This window comes from Undibacterium sp. Tian12W, assembly GCF_049339405.1.
GTDB lineage: Bacteria > Pseudomonadota > Gammaproteobacteria > Burkholderiales > Burkholderiaceae_D > Undibacterium.
On the sequence record NZ_JBMPPK010000005.1, the window covers coordinates 1 to 18,339 of the forward strand.

16 protein-coding genes are annotated in these 18,339 nt (G+C 49.5%); 2 read left to right on the plus strand and 14 right to left on the minus strand.

The annotated features are described in order from the left end of the window. Positions 1-141 precede the first annotated feature (141 nt). The 9 genes from ACO0LI_RS07260 to ACO0LI_RS07300 form a co-directional block, all read right to left on the minus strand. Entirely contained in the window at positions 142-834 is a 693-nt protein-coding gene (locus ACO0LI_RS07260; RefSeq protein ID WP_422949317.1) for a DUF4197 domain-containing protein, read from the minus strand. Between the two features lie 152 nt (positions 835-986). Further along, the gene (locus ACO0LI_RS07265) at positions 987-2,135 is read right to left on the minus strand and encodes a deoxyguanosinetriphosphate triphosphohydrolase (protein ID WP_423031958.1); all 1,149 of its coding nucleotides are present in this window, start codon (positions 2,133-2,135) and stop codon (positions 987-989) included. Positions 2,136-2,154: 19 nt separating this feature from the next. Continuing rightward, positions 2,155-3,810 (minus strand): bifunctional shikimate kinase/3-dehydroquinate synthase AroKB, encoded by a 1,656-nt coding sequence (gene aroKB, locus ACO0LI_RS07270; protein WP_423032294.1) that lies wholly within the window; start codon positions 3,808-3,810, stop codon positions 2,155-2,157. A gap of 158 nt (positions 3,811-3,968) precedes the next feature. Beyond that, entirely contained in the window at positions 3,969-6,344 is a 2,376-nt protein-coding gene (locus tag ACO0LI_RS07275) for a beta strand repeat-containing protein (protein ID WP_423031960.1), read from the minus strand. Between the two features lie 73 nt (positions 6,345-6,417). After that, entirely contained in the window at positions 6,418-8,568 is a 2,151-nt protein-coding gene (gene pilQ / locus ACO0LI_RS07280) for a type IV pilus secretin PilQ (RefSeq protein ID WP_422948901.1), read from the minus strand. Further along, the gene (locus ACO0LI_RS07285) at positions 8,565-9,104 is read right to left on the minus strand and encodes a pilus assembly protein PilP (RefSeq protein WP_422948902.1); all 540 of its coding nucleotides are present in this window, start codon (positions 9,102-9,104) and stop codon (positions 8,565-8,567) included. The genes pilQ and ACO0LI_RS07285 overlap by 4 nt, the downstream gene beginning before the upstream one ends. Further along, positions 9,101-9,754 carry a type 4a pilus biogenesis protein PilO gene (locus ACO0LI_RS07290; RefSeq protein WP_422948903.1) on the minus strand — a complete coding sequence of 218 codons (654 nt, stop codon included), beginning with the start codon at positions 9,752-9,754 and terminating at the stop codon, positions 9,101-9,103. Before ACO0LI_RS07290 ends, ACO0LI_RS07285 begins: the two co-directional genes overlap by 4 nt. A gap of 37 nt (positions 9,755-9,791) precedes the next feature. Next, a complete protein-coding gene (locus ACO0LI_RS07295) occupies positions 9,792-10,475 on the minus strand; it encodes a PilN domain-containing protein (protein WP_422948904.1) in 684 nt (227 codons plus the stop codon). After that, entirely contained in the window at positions 10,475-11,554 is a 1,080-nt protein-coding gene (locus ACO0LI_RS07300; RefSeq protein ID WP_422948905.1) for a pilus assembly protein PilM, read from the minus strand. The genes ACO0LI_RS07295 and ACO0LI_RS07300 overlap by 1 nt, the downstream gene beginning before the upstream one ends. A gap of 464 nt (positions 11,555-12,018) precedes the next feature. On the opposite strand from ACO0LI_RS07300, the gene ACO0LI_RS07305 reads away from it, so the two are divergent. After that, entirely contained in the window at positions 12,019-14,181 is a 2,163-nt protein-coding gene (locus tag ACO0LI_RS07305; RefSeq protein WP_422948906.1) for a penicillin-binding protein 1A, read from the plus strand. A 14-nt stretch (positions 14,182-14,195) separates the two neighbouring features. On the opposite strand, the gene cyaY is transcribed toward ACO0LI_RS07305, so the two are convergent. Beyond that, on the minus strand, positions 14,196-14,507 hold the full coding sequence (gene cyaY, locus ACO0LI_RS07310) for an iron donor protein CyaY (RefSeq protein WP_422948907.1): 312 nt from the start codon (positions 14,505-14,507) through the stop codon (positions 14,196-14,198). A gap of 62 nt (positions 14,508-14,569) precedes the next feature. Between cyaY and lptM the strand changes: the two genes are divergently transcribed. Next, a complete protein-coding gene (lptM, locus tag ACO0LI_RS07315) occupies positions 14,570-14,695 on the plus strand; it encodes an LPS translocon maturation chaperone LptM (RefSeq protein WP_422948908.1) in 126 nt (41 codons plus the stop codon). Positions 14,696-14,706: 11 nt separating this feature from the next. Here lptM and ACO0LI_RS07320 read toward each other — a convergent pair whose 3' ends face one another. The 4 genes from ACO0LI_RS07320 to ccsB form a co-directional block, all read right to left on the minus strand. After that, entirely contained in the window at positions 14,707-15,330 is a 624-nt protein-coding gene (locus tag ACO0LI_RS07320) for a 1-acyl-sn-glycerol-3-phosphate acyltransferase (RefSeq protein WP_422948909.1), read from the minus strand. Between the two features lie 127 nt (positions 15,331-15,457). Then, the gene (locus ACO0LI_RS07325; RefSeq protein ID WP_422948910.1) at positions 15,458-16,084 is read right to left on the minus strand and encodes a sulfite oxidase heme-binding subunit YedZ; all 627 of its coding nucleotides are present in this window, start codon (positions 16,082-16,084) and stop codon (positions 15,458-15,460) included. A 13-nt stretch (positions 16,085-16,097) separates the two neighbouring features. Next, complete coding sequence (gene msrP, locus ACO0LI_RS07330; RefSeq protein WP_422948911.1) at positions 16,098-17,078, minus strand: protein-methionine-sulfoxide reductase catalytic subunit MsrP; 981 nt, start codon at positions 17,076-17,078, stop codon at positions 16,098-16,100. A gap of 111 nt (positions 17,079-17,189) precedes the next feature. After that, positions 17,190-18,338: a c-type cytochrome biogenesis protein CcsB gene (ccsB, locus tag ACO0LI_RS07335; protein WP_422948912.1), complete on the minus strand. Its 1,149-nt coding sequence runs from the start codon at positions 18,336-18,338 to the stop codon at positions 17,190-17,192. Position 18,339: the final 1 nt, after the last annotated feature.

The window sequence follows — 18,339 nt, forward strand, 5'->3', positions numbered from 1 at the left end:
AAACTTTGATACTCTTTCATCTTGAAACTCCTTCTTTTGGTAGAGATAGAAGTTTCAAACCGACCGCCGTATAGGTCAAACCTTGAGGAGTCCCCCGGCAGAGCCGGGGGATTACCTTATTTATTTATAGGAAGCTGAAGCTTATTTCAACAGGCTGAATACTTTGCTGATGGCCTTGCTACCAGCGCCCAACGGGTCCTGGCGTATGGACTTTTCTTCTTCGGCGATCATGAGGAACAGGGCGTCCATGGCTTTTTGGGTGACATAGCCTTCTACTGTTGCCTCTTGTTTGGCGACTGCGCCAAATTTTTGTGCCTGGCCCATGACGGCATTGTATTTTGCCGACAAGCCTGCCTTGTCAGTCACGCCTTTGACCATGGGCAGAAATTTTTCGCTTAAGGGTGCAGAAGTTTTTTCCCTGAAGAAATCTGTGACTGAAGTTTCACCGCCAGTCAGGATATTTTTGGCGTCAGTCAGGCTCATGGATTTGACGGCATTCACGAGCAAAGGTTTGGCCATGGGCACGGCAGATTCTGCGGCGCGGTTCATGGAGACCACCAGTTCATCAAGCTGCTGGCCCTTGCCTGTCATTTGCAGGATAGGGCGGGCTTTTTCGAGAATGGACGGCAGTTGTATCTTGACCTTGTCATTATTCAGGAAGCCACCATCGACACCAAGCTTGCTGACTGCAGCGGATGAGCCTTTATCCAGTGCGGCTTTCAGGCCTGTGCTGGCATCCTGGTTGCTCAGGTCAGCGAACGACATGGCGTTTGCTGCGGTGGTGGCGATAACAAAGCTGCTGGCAAGCAGCAGGCGGGTAAATACTGTTGACATGGATGGCACGGTTTCCTCCTGGTAAAGACTTGGTATTCTATACAAAGTACAGTCTATATCCAGAGTTTGAAAGTACAAATTATGTAAAGACAAAACAGGGAGAGAAATGTCCAGCATCTGGAGATGACCGCAAAGCCGGTTTTCAATGGCCGCTAAATTTCATCCACCATGTATAAGCGTTTGTGTTCACGCATGGCATAACGGTCTGTCATGCCAGCGATATAGTCGGCTATTTTTCTGACTTGCAATTGCTGCTGCTCTTCGCTGCCTGTCTGGCTTACCTGATAATCTGGCGGCAGCAGGTTGGGCTGAGTATGCAGGGCATCAAATAATCCGGTGATGGTACGCCTGGCCTTGAAGGTCATGCGGTTGACTTGATAGTGGCGGTACAGGTTTTCAAACAAAAACTGCTTCAGGGTTTGCGCTTCCTGGTACATGTTGTCTGAAAAAGCGATCATTCTTTCCATATTGCGGACGTCATCGACGGAGCGTGGCTGGCAATCCTGAATTTTCTGTGCCGATGTCTCAATCAAATCGACAATGAGGGTATTGATCATGCGGCGTATGGTCTCTGCGATGCCACGGCGGCCACTGATGCCGGGATAAGTGGCATCAACAATTGCCCGGTGGCGCGCATAAATATCCACCTCCAGCATCTGCGATTCCAGTAATAGCCCGGAGCGCAAGCCATCATCGATATCATGATTATTGTAGGCGATGGAATCTGCCAGATTGGTGACTTGCGCCTCCAGTGACGGGCGTTTTTTATCGATAAAACGTTGTCCTACATCGCCCAGCAATCTGGCATTGTTGATGGAGCAGTGCTTGAGTATGCCTTCGCGGGTTTCATACGTGAGGTTAAGACCATCAAAAGCGCCATAGCGCTCTTCGAGTTCATCGACCACACGCAGGCTTTGCAGATTATGTTCAAAGCCGCCAAAGGGCTTCATGCAGGCATTCAGGGCATCCTGCCCTGCGTGTCCAAATGGAGTATGGCCAAGATCATGCGCCAGCGAGATAGCCTCGACCAGATCTTCGTTCAGACGCAGGTTGCGGGCGATAGAGCGGCCTATCTGGGCTACTTCGAGGCTATGCGTGAGGCGATTACGGAATAAATCGCCCTCATGATTGACGAAGACCTGGGTCTTGTATTCGAGACGGCGAAAGGCTGTGCTGTGGATGATGCGGTCACGGTCGCGCTGGTATTCGCTGCGTGAGGAAGATGATTCTTCAATGTAACGCCGCCCTCGCGAACTGGCCGATTGTGCAGCATAGGGGGCGAGGTGGGCGTCTGTGAACATGCTTGTTAATTGATGATGCTTAACTGGTAATGCTGCTACGCAGGGTTTCGAGCAAAATTTCTTTGGGCACGGTAGTGATATGCGCCTTGCCCAAAGGTTTCAGCAGGATGAACTTGATTTTGCCGCCTTCATTTTTCTTGTCGACTTCCATGAGTTCCAGCCAGCGGTCTTCACCAAGGTCTGGTGCTACGCCTGGCAGGCCTGCTGCTTCTACTACCTGCTTGATACGGGTTTTGGTCACGTAGTCGATATAGCCCAGGCGGCAAGATAAATCAGCGGCCATGACCATGCCACAGCCTACCGCTTCGCCATGCAGCCATTTGCCGTAGCCAAGGCCAGATTCAATCGCATGGCCAAAGGTGTGACCAAAATTCAGGATGGCACGCAAGCCGCCTTCGCGCTCATCCTGACGTACGATATCGGCCTTGATTTCGCAGGAACGCAAAATCGCATGCGTGAGTGCCTTGGGGTCTTTGGCGCGCAAGGCAGACATATTGGTTTCTATCCAGTCGAAAAACACTGGATCAATGATCGCACCATGTTTGATGACTTCGGCCAAGCCTGCGGAGAGTTCATTGTCGGGCAAGCTTTGCAGGCTGCCTATGTCAGCGATCACGGCCTCGGGCTGGTAAAACGCCCCAATCATGTTCTTGCCCAGGGGGTGGTTGATACCGGTCTTGCCACCCACGGATGAATCGACCTGCGATAACAAGGTCGTCGGGATTTGCACAAAAGGCACGCCGCGCATGTAAGCAGAGGCGGCAAAGCCTGTCATGTCGCCGATGACACCACCGCCGAGTGCCAGCAAAGTGGTTTTTCTATCGCATTTATGCTCAAGCAGAGCATCAAAAATCAGCATCAGGCTGGCCCAGTTCTTTTGCTCTTCACCATCGGGCAATACCACGGACAGTACTTCCTTGCCAGCGGCGCGCAGTGAGGCTTCCAGCGTGGCAAGATAAAGCGGAGCAACAACGGTATTGGTGACGATGACAGTTTTCTTGCCCTTGATTTTCGACTGCAGGAACTGACTATCGGTCAACAGTGAAGTGCCTATGGCAATGGGGTAACTACGCTCACCCAGATCCACATTCAGGAGCGTGGTATTGGTACTGGTACTACTGCTGCTGGCGGTGCTTTCTGCTGACATAGTTGTTTTGTGATTGCTGAGTAAGGCTTCAGGAATATCGAATAATTTTTCCTGCGCTAATTTGTCCAGAACGGTTTGCACCAAAAATTGTACATTGGGCCTGCCGGTCTCAATGCTGATGTGGGCAACTTCCTGATAGAGGGGAGCTCGCTGGGATTCCAGCTCTTCGAGTTTTTTGCGCGGGTCTGCAGTGCGCAAAAGGGGACGGTTCTTGTCGTGACGGGTACGTTGCAAAATACTGTGTATACCCGCCCGCAAATAAATGACAATGCCGCGTTCATGCAGATATTGACGACTCTCTGCATTCAACACGGCACCACCACCTGTAGCCAGGACTATATTTTCTTGCCCAGTCAAGTCACGGATCACATCCGCCTCCCGCTGTCGAAAACTAGCCTCGCCTTCAATCTCAAAAATCACGGGAATCGAGACACCAGTACGTGCCTCAATTTCGTGATCAGAATCAATAAAACGCTTATTGAGTTTTTTTGCCAGGGCCCGGCCAACCGTGGTTTTGCCGGAGCCCATCAGGCCTACGAGAAAAATGTTCTTCAAAACTGTTTACCTGGCTATGACTTTTGCTGACTTCCCCGGGCTTTCATGCCCAGGGGAATATTACCAGTTAGAAGCAAACAAACAGCTATTTTGTAGAAATTTTCCGCTTCATGCAGGCCTGTCAGCCTATATTAACAGCCAGCACCACCATTCAAGTCCTTGATAGTCATGGTACTGGTAGTCGTTACATTACGGCTGTCTTTGACAGTAATAGTCACCGGTGTATCAGTAACCACGCAACGTGTACCCTGAGTTCCCACACTGACGTTCACAGTAGTGCCAGTGAAGGTCAACGGATTCAAAGCATCAGGAGATGTACCTGCAACACTGCTCAAAACAGTATTACTTGTAAACACTTGGTAAGGAACTGCACCACCTGAAATAGTCAATGGGATAGTTGAATTATTTGTTTCGTTAATAGTCCACACTGCTGGGCTCAGAGTTAATCCACCCGGCGCAGCAATAACCGTAATCCCAACAGATGAAACGGTACCTTGAGCATCCGTCACAATAATATTGGCTGTACCAATCCTTGCCATCAAGACAGAAATAGAACCCGCAGCACCCAGGGTTGAACCGGATGTGACAGTGGCAGTCAACGGAACACTGGAAGTAATAGTGTATGGAGCACTACCACCATCGATACGAATGTTAACTACATCTCCAACATAGCCACTAATCGATAACGGAGCAACGGAAAGCGCAGTGTTTGTACCTGATACAACGTTGACAGTGAAGGTGATTGGTGTACCAGCACTATCCACCAATCTCACCGTTGCAGTACCGGCAGCGACACCAGTAATTGTCATGGTACCGCCAGCGATGCTTGCTGTCACGACTGTGGTGTTACTGCTGGTCACGGCATAAGGTGCGGTACCGCCACCAACAAGGTAAGTCGGTGAAGCGCCAGGTGCAAGCGTCACGGTAGATGGTGCGGATGTGTACAGCGCAACGGTTGCACCTGTACCAACACTCACAACAATCGTGACAGGGGTACCAGCAGCATCTTTTACGATGATATTTGCAGTACCAGTTGCTACGCCGGTAATTGTGAAGTTAGAGCCAGTAAGCGTGGCCGTTGCAATCGCAATATTGCTACTACTGATCGAATATGGCGCAGAACCACCACCAATTTGATAAGCAGGGCTGGCACCGACAGCGATCGTCACTGCGCTAGGCGCAGTTGTGAAAACGGCGTTGGCATTGCCTGAACCCAAAGTAACATTGATTGGGAGTGTTGCACCAGCCGCATCACGCAATATAACTACTGCCTTACCTGATCCAACGCCAGTCAATGTCAGATTATTTCCCGAAGCCGATGCAGTAACAACCGAGGTATTGCTACTCGTGGCCGTGTAAGGGGCGCTACCACCACCCATGATATAAGTACCAGTGCCATTGGCAGTCAGGGTAATATCGCTAGGAGCAGTCGTATAGAACGCAGCGCCAGAACCAATGGTAACGTCAATTGTTACATTGTGACCCAGGCTATCTTTAACGATGACGGTTGTTTTACCGGCAGAAACACCGTTGATGGTAAATTTATTTCCATTAATACCGACACTGGCAATCTGAGTATTGCCACTGGTAACCGTGTAGACCTGGCTACCACCACCAATAGTGAATGTCGGGCTGGATGTACCAATGCCAACGGTCAATACTGCAGGTGCAGAAGTGAACAGGTCGGCTGTTGAACCTACCGTAACCTTGATGGTGACGTTACCCGTAGTCGCATCGCGGAGAATAATGTTGGCCGTACCTACACCTACACCGGTCACCGTCAGTTTGGAACCAGAGATATTCGCTGTTGCAACCGCGGTGTTGCTGCTGCCAACACTGTACGGACCATTACCACCACCTACCGTGTAAGTAACCGCGGCATTGACGCCAACGTTGATATCATTACCTGCGGTAGAGAACAGAGCATCAACCGAGCCTACGGTAACTTTGATCAATACCTTGCCACCGATGGAGTCACGCACAGTGACGTCTGCCTTACCACCTGTCACACCAACAATGATGAAACGATTGCCGGCAAAAACCACATTGGCAATGGAATTGTCACTGGACGCTACGTCATAGACCTGGGTGCCGCCGCCTATGGTGTACTCAGCTGATTGTCCGCCTACGGCAACAGTTACAGCATCTGGCGCAGTCGTGAACAGGTCCAACCCTGAACCGATAGTCACGCTGATGGTGACGGTAACACCTGCAGCGTCCTTGACTGTAACTATTGCTGAACCGCCGCCGCCGCCCTTGATAGTGAGAGTGTTACCGGTTAGCGACACTATGGCAGCGCCATTGCTGCTGCTGGCAGAATAGGCAGGTACACCGCCACCTACGGTAAAGGTTTGCGTAGCACCGGGACTCACGGTAACTGTGTCAGGTGCTGTAGTGAACAACCTGGCACCATTACTGGTATTACCAGCAGAGCCACCTCCACCGCCACAGGCCGTGAGGCCTATCAGTAAGATCAGTGCGAATAAACCGCGTATATACTTCATCATGAAACACCTATATTTTTACGAATTCAGAAAATCGGTTGCCATTCTATGACACACATCACAAGCCCAGAACTCTTTATTGTTTGTTGCTAAATTTCTCTGCAACAATCTTGGGAGTAATAAAAATCAGCAATTCAGTTTTGTCATTCGTGCGGCCAGTGGTTTTAAACAAATTGCCAAACAATGGAAGATCGCCAAAGAACGGTACTTTTGTCACACTATCACGCTCAGTTTGCTGGAAGATACCACCGAGGACTACCGTGCCGCCATTTTCTACCAGAACGATGGTTTTCACCTCTTTGGTATCAATCGCAAAACCGGCCCTGGTTTCCTGGCCAACACTATCTTTATGAACATCAACATCCAGGATCACATTCCCATCAGGCGTAATTTGCGGAGTCACTTCCAGTCGCAAAGTTGCCTTACGGAAGAAGATGGAAGTAGCGCCGCTGGAAGTAGCCACTTGATATGGCAATTCTGTACCTTGCTCTATCGATGCTTTCAACTGGTCAGCCGTCACAACGCGTGGACTTGACACTATTTTACCCTTGCCATCGGCTTCCAGCGCTGACAATTCCAGATTCAGGAAGCGATTGGCAGCTGATGAGAACAAACTGACGGCCAAACTTCCCGGATTCAAACCATTAATGCCAGAAGCAGGCAAGCTGACGAATTGGGTATTAGGAATAAAACTTTGTTCAGTAATCTTTGCCTGGCCAGTTTGCTCACCGACACCAAGATAATTACCTGTCAATGCTACCCTTTGATTTCCTGCCACTTGGTAACCAGTGTTACCACCGGCAATACCACGCAAGTCAGCAAAGCCCAGTTTGGCACCGAGATTTTTACTGAATTTATCATCGGCCTCGACTATACGTGCCTCTATCAATACCTGTCTTGAAGCGATATCGGTTTTAGCGATCAGCTTGCGCACTTCTTCCAGTTTGGAAGGAATATCGGTAACAAACAATTGATTGGTACGAGGCTCAATGACTGCACTACCACGCTTGGAAAGTATGCGGTTTGTACTTGCACCATCAACACCAAAAACCTGTTTAAATGCTTCGACCTTTTGATAATTGAGCTGGAAAGATTCGGTTTTTACGGGTTCCAGTTCAGCGATCTGTGCTTTTTGCTCAAGTTCGAGTTTTTCTTTGGTCAATAACTCTTCTTTTGGCGCGATCCAGATCACAGAACCATTTTTGCGCATATCCAGTCCCTTGGACTGCATGATGATATCGAGTGCCTGATCCCATGGCACGTCTTTCAGGCGCAAGGTGATTGTTCCATTCACTGTATCACTGGCAATAATATTGAGGCTGCTGACCTCTGCAATGATTTGCAAAATGGCACGGATTTCAATATTCTGGAAATTGAAGGACAAGCGCTCACCACGGTAACCCTGGGTACCTTGCGTCAATTTGTTTGGGTCTTCCTTGATAGGTTTGACTTCAATTACAAACTGGGTATCACTCTGATAAGCACTGTGCTCCCACAATCCGGTAGGTTCAATGACCATGCGGACATTTTCACCGCTTGGCGTCGTTGTAATCAATTGTACTGGGGAACCATAGTCAGCCACGTCGAGACGGCGGCGCAGGGATTCAGGCAAACTGACCTTGAGGAAATCAACAACAATTTTTTGTCCTTGCTGACGGATATCGACGGCAACCTGATCCAGCGGCAAATCGATGACTACACGACCTTCACCTGCAGCACCACGACGGAAATCAATATCACGCAAGGCGCGCTTTCCAACAACTGCTGGTTGCACATTGACTGGCAAGCCCTGGGAATTAACTGCAGTTGCAACACCACCAGAAGCATCAATCGTGACAATGAGTGAGTTGCCATCGATTGCTGTTGCGTAATTCAAGGATTTGTTGAGATTGAAAATCAGGCGCGAACGTCCGGTTGCTTCAATCAGGTTAATCACCCGCAAATCACCCATGTTCATATCGAATGTAGTTTTGCCAGTGTTATTGCTGACATCTGCGAAATCGATGGCGATACGGGATGGATTGGCAATAGCAAAACCCAAAGGAAGTTTTTCCAATGGTTTTTTCAGGGTGATCTTGACGATAATGTTTGCACCCTGCTGATTGGCTGTCAGTGACTCTATCGAGTTTGTCTGCGCAAACGCAGCACTGCAAAAACCAAGCAGCGCAAATAAAATAAATTTAACCAATTTGGCGCCCCTTATACTTGTATTTATCAACGCATTCATTTCTTTGCCTCCTGCAACTCTAACTTGGATTGCCGCTCTGTCCAATCACCCGCAGCATCCTGAACTGTTTCCTTGATTTCGATTTCATTCTCCGAAATTTTTGTAACCATGCCAAAATTCTGACCCAGATAGGATCCGAGTTTGGCTTGATACACAGTCTTATCTACTTGTACGAGGGCATAAACCAGCTTGTTTTTTTCTATCGTGCCCACCATCTTGAGACTATCCATGGGAAACGACTCCAGCGCCTCCCTTGGTCTGGTCAGGTCAGGTTTGAGACCATTGCTGGACTCTGCCTTCAGACGTGCAAGCACCAAAAGTAATTTGGCGGGATCAAATGGTTCTGTACTCTCTTTACCACCATAAGCAAACGGTACGTAAACTTTGGGGGGACTGATTTTGGGAATCACTGCTTTTGCCTGGCTTTTCTCTGCGGCCATCCAGGCACGCAATTCTGTTTCCTGGCTATCGCCGCAAGCAGATAAGGAAAGCGCCAGGAATAAACAAAGCGTCGGCTTAATGACGATGTTCTTCATTTTTTAGGCTCCTTCTTCTTCTTCTCAGCCTGATCAAGAACTTCATCTCTGTTCAAATAGCGGAATGTCTTGGCTGTCACATCAAGTATCAGGTTGCCATCCGTAGCACGGGTAATATTCAAATTATTCAAGGTAACAATCCTTGGCAATTTCGCGATGTCTGCGACAAATTGTCCGAGGTCGTGATAATTGCCCTGAATCTTGATGGCAATCGGCAACTCTGCATAATAATCTTTAACTGCTGGCAAACCCGGTACAAAAGAGTCAAACGCCAATCCACGACCCTGACCAGCCTGATTGATATCGGCCAGCAAAGCCGCCATTTCTGCCTGGCTAGGCAATTGCTTCTCCATAGTAGCAACATATTGTTGCACCAGCTTGCGTTGCTCTTTCAGGGCGTCCAGATTAATCGCCTGCTGCAGCTTTTGTTTGTATTCGCCCCGGAGTTTGACCTCTTCAGCCTGACCTGTTTCTATGGCCGTCATCTGGCCATCCCATTGACCATACCAACCCAGTGCAACCACCACAATCAAGACGCCCAAAGCAGACGCCATGCGGGGCGCAACTGGCCACAAGCCAGGGTGCAGTCCATTCAAGCCTTGAAATTGGGCGCTTAAAGACTGGCCAACTTCATTCAGATTAATCGCCATTTACAATCTTCCGTTGCATTGCATAAATAATCACACACTAAGGTTTTGAGGCTGCACTGGCGGCTGACGAAGCAGGCGCTGGCACAGCAGGAGCAACAGAACCAGGTGTAGCAGTAGCGGCAGCGGCCGAGGCGGCGGCTTGCGAAGCTGCCTCTTCTCTTTCACGCGGACGCTTGATACCTGCATTCACCTTAAACTCAAATACTTTCTTTGCATCCCTGCCCTGTCCCAAACCGGTTGAGTGAATGTCATTCAATTCTGGCTTGAACATCCAATCCGATTTATTACCCAGGTTACGAATAAATTCAGCGACCCTGTCCTGGGATTGTGCGTAACCAGCCAAGGTAACCTTCTGACCATCCTGATTCAATTGCTTGAGGTAAACCCCTTCAGGTGTCAGCTTGACCAGTTCATCAAGCAAATATACGGGCTGATTACGATCTCCCTGCAAATCCTCAACGGCTTGCTGGCGTGCTTTCAAACCATCAATTTCCTGCCTTAGCGTAGCGATTTCCTTGATGCGCTCATCAAGCTGGACAATCTCTTTCTTGATAAAGTCGTTCTTATCATTCTGAATTGACAGCTCACGCCCAAAGTAAGCACTCACCACCACCACCACCAGAGCACCAGCTATCGCGGCCAATAACAACAGACCATAAAAATCACTCTTGAGCTGCTTGCGCTTTTCTTCCCTGTGCGGCAGGAGATTAATCTTGATCATCAGCCAAATCTCCGTAATGCCAGACCACAGGCAACCATGTAAGCCGGAGCATCATTGCGCAAAGCTTTTTCATTGACGCCCGAACCCAGTTCCATGCCCTTGAACGGGCTGACCACTGCCGTAGAAATCTTGGTGCGTTCAGCAATAATATCGACCAGACCGGATATCACCGCACAACCACCAGACAGATAAATCTGATCTACCCGCGTAAAAGGGGTGGAAGTGAAGAAGAACTGTATGGCGCGCGTTACTTCCAGCGCCGCACTTTCCAGGAAAGGTTCAAGCAATTCCATTTCATAGGTGTCAGGCAGATCACCATTTTTCTTTTTCTGCTCTGCTTCTTCTATGGACAAGCCATAATTCCTGACGATATCCTGGGTCAGTTGGGCGCCACCAAACTGCTGCTCACGCTCATAAATGACTTCACCATTGAGCATGATAAAAATATAAGTGCGCTTGGAGCCTATCTGGAAAATAGCGTAGATCTGATCCTTGCCGCCATTGGCCTGCTGATCGACCAGACGTGAAACAGCAGCACGCGCAGCATAGGATTCAATATCCATGACTTTGGCTTGCAAACCCGCTGCCTGTATGATGGCTACGCGATCTTCAATTTTTTCTTTTCTGGACGCAGCGAGCATCACTTCTATATCTTCTTCCGCATTGGCCGCCGGCCCCAGCACACAGAAATCCAGGCTGACTTCATCCATGGAGAAAGGTATGTACTGACTTGCCTCTGACTCAACCTGCACTTCGAGTGCCTGTTCGGTCAGAGTACCGGCGAGTATAATTTTTTTTGTAATGACGGCAGATGCCGGCATTGCCATTGCTACGTTTTTTGCCGAGGTTCCGCTTTTCTTCACGAGTTTGCGGACTGCCTCGGTCACTTGTTCAATATTCTCGATATTGCCATCCAGCACCGCGCCTTTTGGCAGTGGTTCTGAGGCATAGCGCTCAAGTCGATAGGACTTGTTGCTTCCTTCCGAAAGTTCAACAAGCTTGATATCGAGAGAACTGATATCCAGACCAAATAGTGGCGGATTTTTTCTGCCGAGCAACGAAGCCAGATCTAAAGCCAAGAATATCCCCTCACGATTACATCATCATTTCAATTTACACAAAATTACATGTGCGAAACATTATATTGCCAAAAGTAAATTGCCTTTAAAAACCGCTATTTACAAGACAATTATCCAAGCTTACATGAAATCCTAGCAATAAGACTGGCATTGGTAAAGCAATTTCCGCGCAGCACTACCCTTATGCGTTGCCAAATATCCACGTATATTATGAATATTCTGAAAATTTGCTTACAAATCCGCTTATCTGCTGACAGTCTAATGCTCACCGAAGACAGCTATAATGTGCGCTGCCTTATTTACAATTAGCCCCTATGTCAGAGCAAAACAAAGAACCCGACAATCAACCTGAGCCACAAAAGCGCAGTGCTGGAAAGCTTTTCGCCCGCATTGTACTCGGAACTGCGGGAGTTTTATTCGGATTAGTTGTAGCAGGAGTATTAATTATTGGTTTTGCACTTACAATGGCTTATCCAAATCTGCCTGAACTGGATTCCATTACCAGTTACAAACCGAAAATGCCACTGCGGGTGTTCTCGGCAGACAATATGCTCATTGCTGAATTTGGCGAGGAACGACGCAATGTCGTGCGCTTCAAGGACATTCCTGAGATCATGAAAAAAGCCGTGCTGGCGATTGAGGATGACCGCTTTTATGAGCATGGCGGCGTCGATTACCAGGGTATTACCAGGGCAACGATACACAATCTGACTGGTGGCGCCAAACAGGGTGCCTCTACCATTACCCAGCAGGTCGCCAGGAATTTCTTCCTGTCCAGCGAGCAAACCTTCAAGCGCAAGATTTATGAAATCCTGCTGGCCTGGAAGATAGAACAAAATCTCAGCAAGGATCAGATTCTGGAAATTTATATGAACCAGATTTATCTGGGTCAGCGTGCTTATGGCTTTTCTTCTGCCGCACAAATCTATTTTGGCAAAGACTTGAAAGATGTGACGATAGCCGAAGCGGCGATGCTGGCCGGTTTGCCAAAAGCTCCCTCTGCCTATAATCCGGTCGCCAATCCCAAGCGCGCAACAGTCAGGCAGCAATATATCCTGCAAAGGATGCGCAATCTTGGCTACATCACCGAAGCACAATACGAACAAGCCAAGAATGAAGAACTGATCACCAAAACCAATAGCAATGAATTTGGCATCCACGCCGAATATGTTGCAGAAATGGCGCGTCAGTTGGTATATGAGCAATTCAAGGAAGAAACCTATACCCGCGGCCTGAATGTTTACACGACGATTACCAAGACTGATCAGGACACTGCTTATTTGTCTTTACGCCGTGGCGTCATGGATTACGAAAAACGTCATGGCTATCGTGGTCCGGAAGCCATCATCACCATACCCGAAGGCAAGGAAGCTGCCGAAGACGCCATAGAAAAAGAGCTGGCAGAGCATACTGACAGCGATGACTTGCAGGTAGCGATGGTACTGGAAGCGACACCGAAACTGGTACGCGCAGTCTTGTCATCGGGAGAAGAAATCCGTATCGAAGATACTGGCCTGACTTTTGCCGCCAGCGGCCTGTCGGCCAAAACACCGGCTAACAAGCGCATACAACGCGGTGCCGTGATACGTGTGGTATTGGAAGGCAAAAGCTGGAGCATTACCCAGATGCCTGAAGTGCAATCGGCCTTTGTGGCGGCGAACACCACCGATGGAGCGATCCGCGCCCTGGTCGGTGGTTTTGACTATAACCTCAACAAATTCAACCATGTGACCCAGGCATGGCGCCAGCCCGGTTCCAGTTTCAAACCCTTCATTTATTCAGCTTCGCTGGAAAAAGGCCTGTCGCCATCGACCATCATCAATGATGAGCCGATCAGCTTTGATGCGGGGCAGACCGGTGGTCAGGCCTGGGAACCCAAGAATTATGATGGCAAGTATGAAGGCCCGATGACCATGCGTCGTGGCTTGACCAAGTCCAAAAACATGATTTCCATCCGCATCCTGCACAAGATAGGCGCGAAATACGGGCAGGAATATACCAACCGTTTTGGCTTTTTGCCTGAGAAAAACCCGCCTTACCTGACCCTGGCCCTGGGTGCTGGCGCGGTCACCCCTCTGCAAATGGCCGGTGCCTATGCCGTATTTGCCAATGGTGGTTACAAGGTCAACCCTTACCTGATTTCCAAGATTACCGACAGCTATGGCCAGGTATTGGTGCAGACCAAACCTGACATGGCGGGTAATGAAGCCAATCGCGTCATCGATGAGCGCAATGCCTTCCTGATGGACAGCATGATGCGTGACGTGGTGAAGATGGGAACTGCGACCAAGGCATTGATCTTGAAACGTCCTGATATTGCCGGTAAGACAGGTACCACCAATGATTCTTTTGATGCCTGGTTTGCCGGTTATCAGTCTAAGGTCGTTGGCATAGCGTGGATAGGCTTTGATCAGCCAAGAAACCTCGGCAATAAAGAAACCGGCGGTGGCCTGGCCTTGCCTATCTGGATAGGCTATATGCAAAAAATCCTGAAAGAATTCCCGATAGAAGAAAGGCCAGTACCAAAAGGCATTATTGCTGCTGACGGCGATTATTATTACGCTGAAAACCCACCAGGATCAGGTGTGAGTACCCTGGCACCACCGATAAGTATCATAGAAGAATAGCCTTATAAGCTTGTTCAGTGACCTTGTTCTTGCGCCACGCGGGACAAGGTTGCAAACAACTCCGATCCATCGCGTGTATTAAGCCAGTGCTGGCCATCATACTTATAGTGGAAACCACCACTGCGCGCAGCCACCCACATCTCTTGCATCGGTGCCTGGCTATTGATGATGATTTTTGAGTTGGTATCGATAAATTCCACCGTCAGCACATTGCCGCTACGGCTGCATTCGACATCGTATTCATCGTTTTCAAAGGCTAGTTCGAATAATTCCTCAACTTGCTGCAAGCAAGTATCTGCCAGTACCAGGAATTCAGATTCAGTCATGCTACACTCCAGCGTCTTTATATGTAAAAACGCCATTCTATACGGTGTTCAGGGAATACAAGATGCGCAAACTGATTAGCCTATTTTTCATCATGTCTTTATTGACGGCTTGCGGCCAGAAAGGCCCCCTGGTCATGCCAGCCAAGCCTGCACCTGTCAGCACAAACAACACGCCAGCTCAGCCCTGAGCATTGCCACCCTAAGTATTGCCATCCTCAGGGCGAAAAACGATAGGGCCAGCCTGCTCAGGGCGGCAGCCTTGCACACCTTGATATACAGCAGCAATACTGGCCAGATCCTGTGCCTGCTCACCTGTCAGTGTCAGGTAATCGACCAGTGTGACTTCTCGCCTGGCAAAGTCAAAGCGGGCGCAGCCTAAAGGTACTTTTGCCGTAGTGGCAATATGATAAAAACCGCTGCGCCAATACGGCTTCTTGCTACGTGTTCCCTCAGGCGTAATCGCCATCCAGTACCAGTCCGATCGATTGATTTTTTCTGCCAGGCGGGCGATTGTCCCGCTTGATACACCGCGCTCTACCGGCTCACCACCAAGGTAACGTACCAGACGGCCTATGGTGGCACCAGTCAAGCCCTCAAACAAAGTGGATTTGGCAATGAAATGAAAAGGCATGCCTATCGCCAGCTTGACCAGGACACCGACGACAAAATCCCAGTTTGAAGTATGGGGATAAACAATGATGACACCACGCGGCCCGGGCAAGGGGCGGTACCGTACGCGCCAGCCTATCAAACCCAGGGTGCCAACCGCGACACGCTGGGTAAGTGTCGCAACCGTCTTTTTTTCGAGTAAATAGTCTTCCATGTTTTACGCAATGAGCGGGTCTGTGCCCGCATTCTTCAAAAACGCGATTATGCCAAGAAGAAATATGCGCTGTAAAACAAGATCAATGTGCGCCCGCAACATGCAAAGTGGACGAACTGCACAGGACTCAGGCTCCCGTCACAAGCACTGTGTCACGGCCAGACCAGCGCCACCAAAGACGTATCATGAGCAGAGCGGCAACGATGAGGCCAAACAATACCGGCTGCGAAAAGTCATGCTTGCCGGCCTTCATCCAAAAATAATGAAGTACGCCCAGCGGTGCGATCAGGTAAATCAACTTATGTAACCACTGCCAGCGCTTGCCACCGAGGCGTTTGATCATGCCATTGGTGCTGGTCACAGCCAGAGGGATCAGCAAGACAAAGGCAATGAAGCCGACGGTGATGAAGGGGCGCTTGATGACATCCTTCCACATCTCAGCCACATCAAAAAAGTGGTCGAACCACAAAAAAGTCATGAAATGCAGGAAGGCGTAAAAAAAAGTATATACCCCCAACATGCGGCGACACCGGATTAGCCAGGGCATGTGCAAGAGCTTGCGCAAAGGCGTCACAGCCAAAGTCATGCACAGGAAATACAGGGTCCAGTCACCCGTATTACGGGTGATAAATTCAACGGGGTTGGCGCCCAGCTTATCCAGAAATACAAAACTGACCAGCCGGATAAACGGCAACAATGCCAGAATAAACAAGACTATCTTGAACTGGGAAACCTGCTTATTGGTGAGCAACATGAGGGCGTCTATCCTAGAAAAACTTCTTCAAGTCCATGCCTGAATAGAGAGACGCCACTTCGCTATAGCCATTGAACATCAGGGTCTTGCGTTTGCGGGCAAACAGACCATCTTCACCGATGCGGCGCTCAGTCGCCTGCGACCAGCGCGGGTGATCAACCTCAGGGTTCACGTTCGAATAAAAACCATATTCATTGGCTGCCGCCAGGTTCCAGGCGGTACGTGGCTGCTCCTTGACGAAGCGTATCTTGACGATGGACTTGGCAGATTTAAAACCATACTTCCAAGGCAAGACCATGCGCACTGGCGCACCATTTTGATTAGGCAAGACTTCGCCGTACATGCCAAAGGTCAGCAAGGCCAGCGGATGATTTGCCTCATCCATGCGCAGACCTTCTACATAAGGCCATTGCAACACAGGGCTGCGCAAGCCTGGCATTTGCTTCTTGTCATCGAGTGTGACGAATTCTATATATTTGGCATTACCCGTAGGTTCAACTTTTTTGATGAGGTTGGACAGTGAATAACCTGCCCAGGGTATCACCATGGACCAGCCCTCAACACAGCGCAGGCGATAAATGCGTTCTTCCATAGGCGCCAGTTTCATGAGACTGTCGAGGTCCAGCGTCATCGGCTTTTTGACTTCACCTTCTATGCTGACAGACCAAGGGCGCGGCTTGAGTGTGTGAGCAGTCACTGCCGGGTCGGCCTTGTCGGTACCGAACTCATAGAAATTATTGTAGGTCGTCGCGTCCTTGTAGGCGGTATGCTTTTCCATCAACGCATAGGCAGAATTCGGATTTGCAGCCAGTTTTTGCGCGCCAGGGTTCTGGGCAAAAGCGGCGCGGTTGGCCATTTCAAACAGGGTTGTGCCAGCGATGGAACCCAATGCCATCTTGCGGATAAAATCACGGCGCGCGTCAAACACAGCGCGCGGAGTGATTTCAGAAGAGAAAGGCAAGTCTATGCCATTAGGACTACGTTTGATCAGCATGGTGGACTCCGTGGTTGAATATGGCGCAACAGCAATTTGACATCGCTATTACGCCCTAGTTTCTCATGAGTCGGAGTTTCCTGCTAATCCTTACAAATTGAAGAGAGATATTTATAGCTTGCCGTAAGAATGCAGGCCAGACAAGAACATGTTCACGCCCAGGAAAGCGAAGGTAGTCACCAATAAACCTACCAGCGCCCACCAGGCCGCGACCTGCCCGCGCAGACCTTTCATGAGGCGCATATGCAGCCAGGCGGCATAATTGAGCCAGACGATCAGCGCCCAGGTTTCTTTAGGGTCCCATGACCAGTAGCCACCCCAGGCATCGGCAGCCCACAGTGCACCAAGGATAGTCGCAATCGTGAAGAAGGCAAAACCGACGGCAATCGCCTTGTACATGACATCATCCAGTACTTCCAGCGCCGGCAAGCGATCAACCAGATAGCCTTTGGACTTGAGCAAGTAGGCGATCGACACCATCGCAGCCAGCGAGAATGTACCGTAACCGATAAAATTGGCTGGCACATGTATCTTCATCCACCAGCTTTGCAAGGCTGGCAACAAGGGTTGAATCTCTGCAGCTTCGCGGCTGAACATATACCACAGCAAAAAGCCAACTGCGGCGGTAATCACCAACATCACGAAAGGGCCCAGCTGGCGGGTACGGTATTGCTGTTCGTAGTACAAATAGAACAATGCCGTAATCATGGCAAACAGAATGAACACTTCATACAGGTTGGATACCGGGATATGGCCGACATCCGCACCGATCAGATAAGACTCATACCAACGCACCAGCATGCCGGTAAAACCCATGACGACCGCAGACCAGCACAGAACCGAACCGACTGAAGCACCAAAATCAGAACGCGCAATCAGGCCGCCCCAGTAAAACAGGGTGGAAAGTACAAACAGGGTACTCATCCACAGAATCGCCGACTGACTGGATAACAGGTATTTCAGGAAAAATTTCTTGTTCGCCATCTCCAGCGAGCCGCCGTACATCTGTATAGTCAGCAGGCTCAATACTGTCAGTATCACCAGCAACACACGTATCGGTTTCCAGTGCCAGCCCAGCCATGCAAAAGTCGGCGCAGCGAGGACGACTATGCCTTTTTCATAAATATCCATGTAGGCACCAAAACGGCTCAGAGCAAACAAGGATGCCATGCACAAGGCCACAGCATACAGCCAGTCAGCGATAGACAGGCGCTTAAAGAAGCCCTGATAGGGCGTGTAATTCTGCGTAATTTCCATCATA

Coding starts and splice junctions, on each gene's coding strand:
- cyaY (WP_422948907.1), bottom strand. CDS start 14,507: ATGACTGAATCTGAATTCCTGGTACTGGCAGATACTTGCTTGCAGCAA.
- ACO0LI_RS07260 (WP_422949317.1), bottom strand. CDS start 834: ATGTCAACAGTATTTACCCGCCTGCTGCTTGCCAGCAGCTTTGTTATC.
- ccsB (WP_422948912.1), bottom strand. CDS start 18,338: ATGATGGAAATTACGCAGAATTACACGCCCTATCAGGGCTTCTTTAAG.
- ACO0LI_RS07305 (WP_422948906.1), top strand. CDS start 12,019: ATGGCTTATCCAAATCTGCCTGAACTGGATTCCATTACCAGTTACAAA.
- ACO0LI_RS07275 (WP_423031960.1), bottom strand. CDS start 6,344: ATGATGAAGTATATACGCGGTTTATTCGCACTGATCTTACTGATAGGC.
- lptM (WP_422948908.1), top strand. CDS start 14,570: ATGCGCAAACTGATTAGCCTATTTTTCATCATGTCTTTATTGACGGCT.
- ACO0LI_RS07285 (WP_422948902.1), bottom strand. CDS start 9,104: ATGAAGAACATCGTCATTAAGCCGACGCTTTGTTTATTCCTGGCGCTT.
- ACO0LI_RS07320 (WP_422948909.1), bottom strand. CDS start 15,330: ATGGAAGACTATTTACTCGAAAAAAAGACGGTTGCGACACTTACCCAG.
- ACO0LI_RS07265 (WP_423031958.1), bottom strand. CDS start 2,135: ATGTTCACAGACGCCCACCTCGCCCCCTATGCTGCACAATCGGCCAGT.
- aroKB (WP_423032294.1), bottom strand. CDS start 3,810: ATGGGCTCCGGCAAAACCACGGTTGGCCGGGCCCTGGCAAAAAAACTC.
- msrP (WP_422948911.1), bottom strand. CDS start 17,078: ATGCTGATCAAACGTAGTCCTAATGGCATAGACTTGCCTTTCTCTTCT.
- pilQ (WP_422948901.1), bottom strand. CDS start 8,568: ATGAATGCGTTGATAAATACAAGTATAAGGGGCGCCAAATTGGTTAAA.
- ACO0LI_RS07295 (WP_422948904.1), bottom strand. CDS start 10,475: ATGATCAAGATTAATCTCCTGCCGCACAGGGAAGAAAAGCGCAAGCAG.
- ACO0LI_RS07325 (WP_422948910.1), bottom strand. CDS start 16,084: ATGTTGCTCACCAATAAGCAGGTTTCCCAGTTCAAGATAGTCTTGTTT.
- ACO0LI_RS07290 (WP_422948903.1), bottom strand. CDS start 9,754: ATGGCGATTAATCTGAATGAAGTTGGCCAGTCTTTAAGCGCCCAATTT.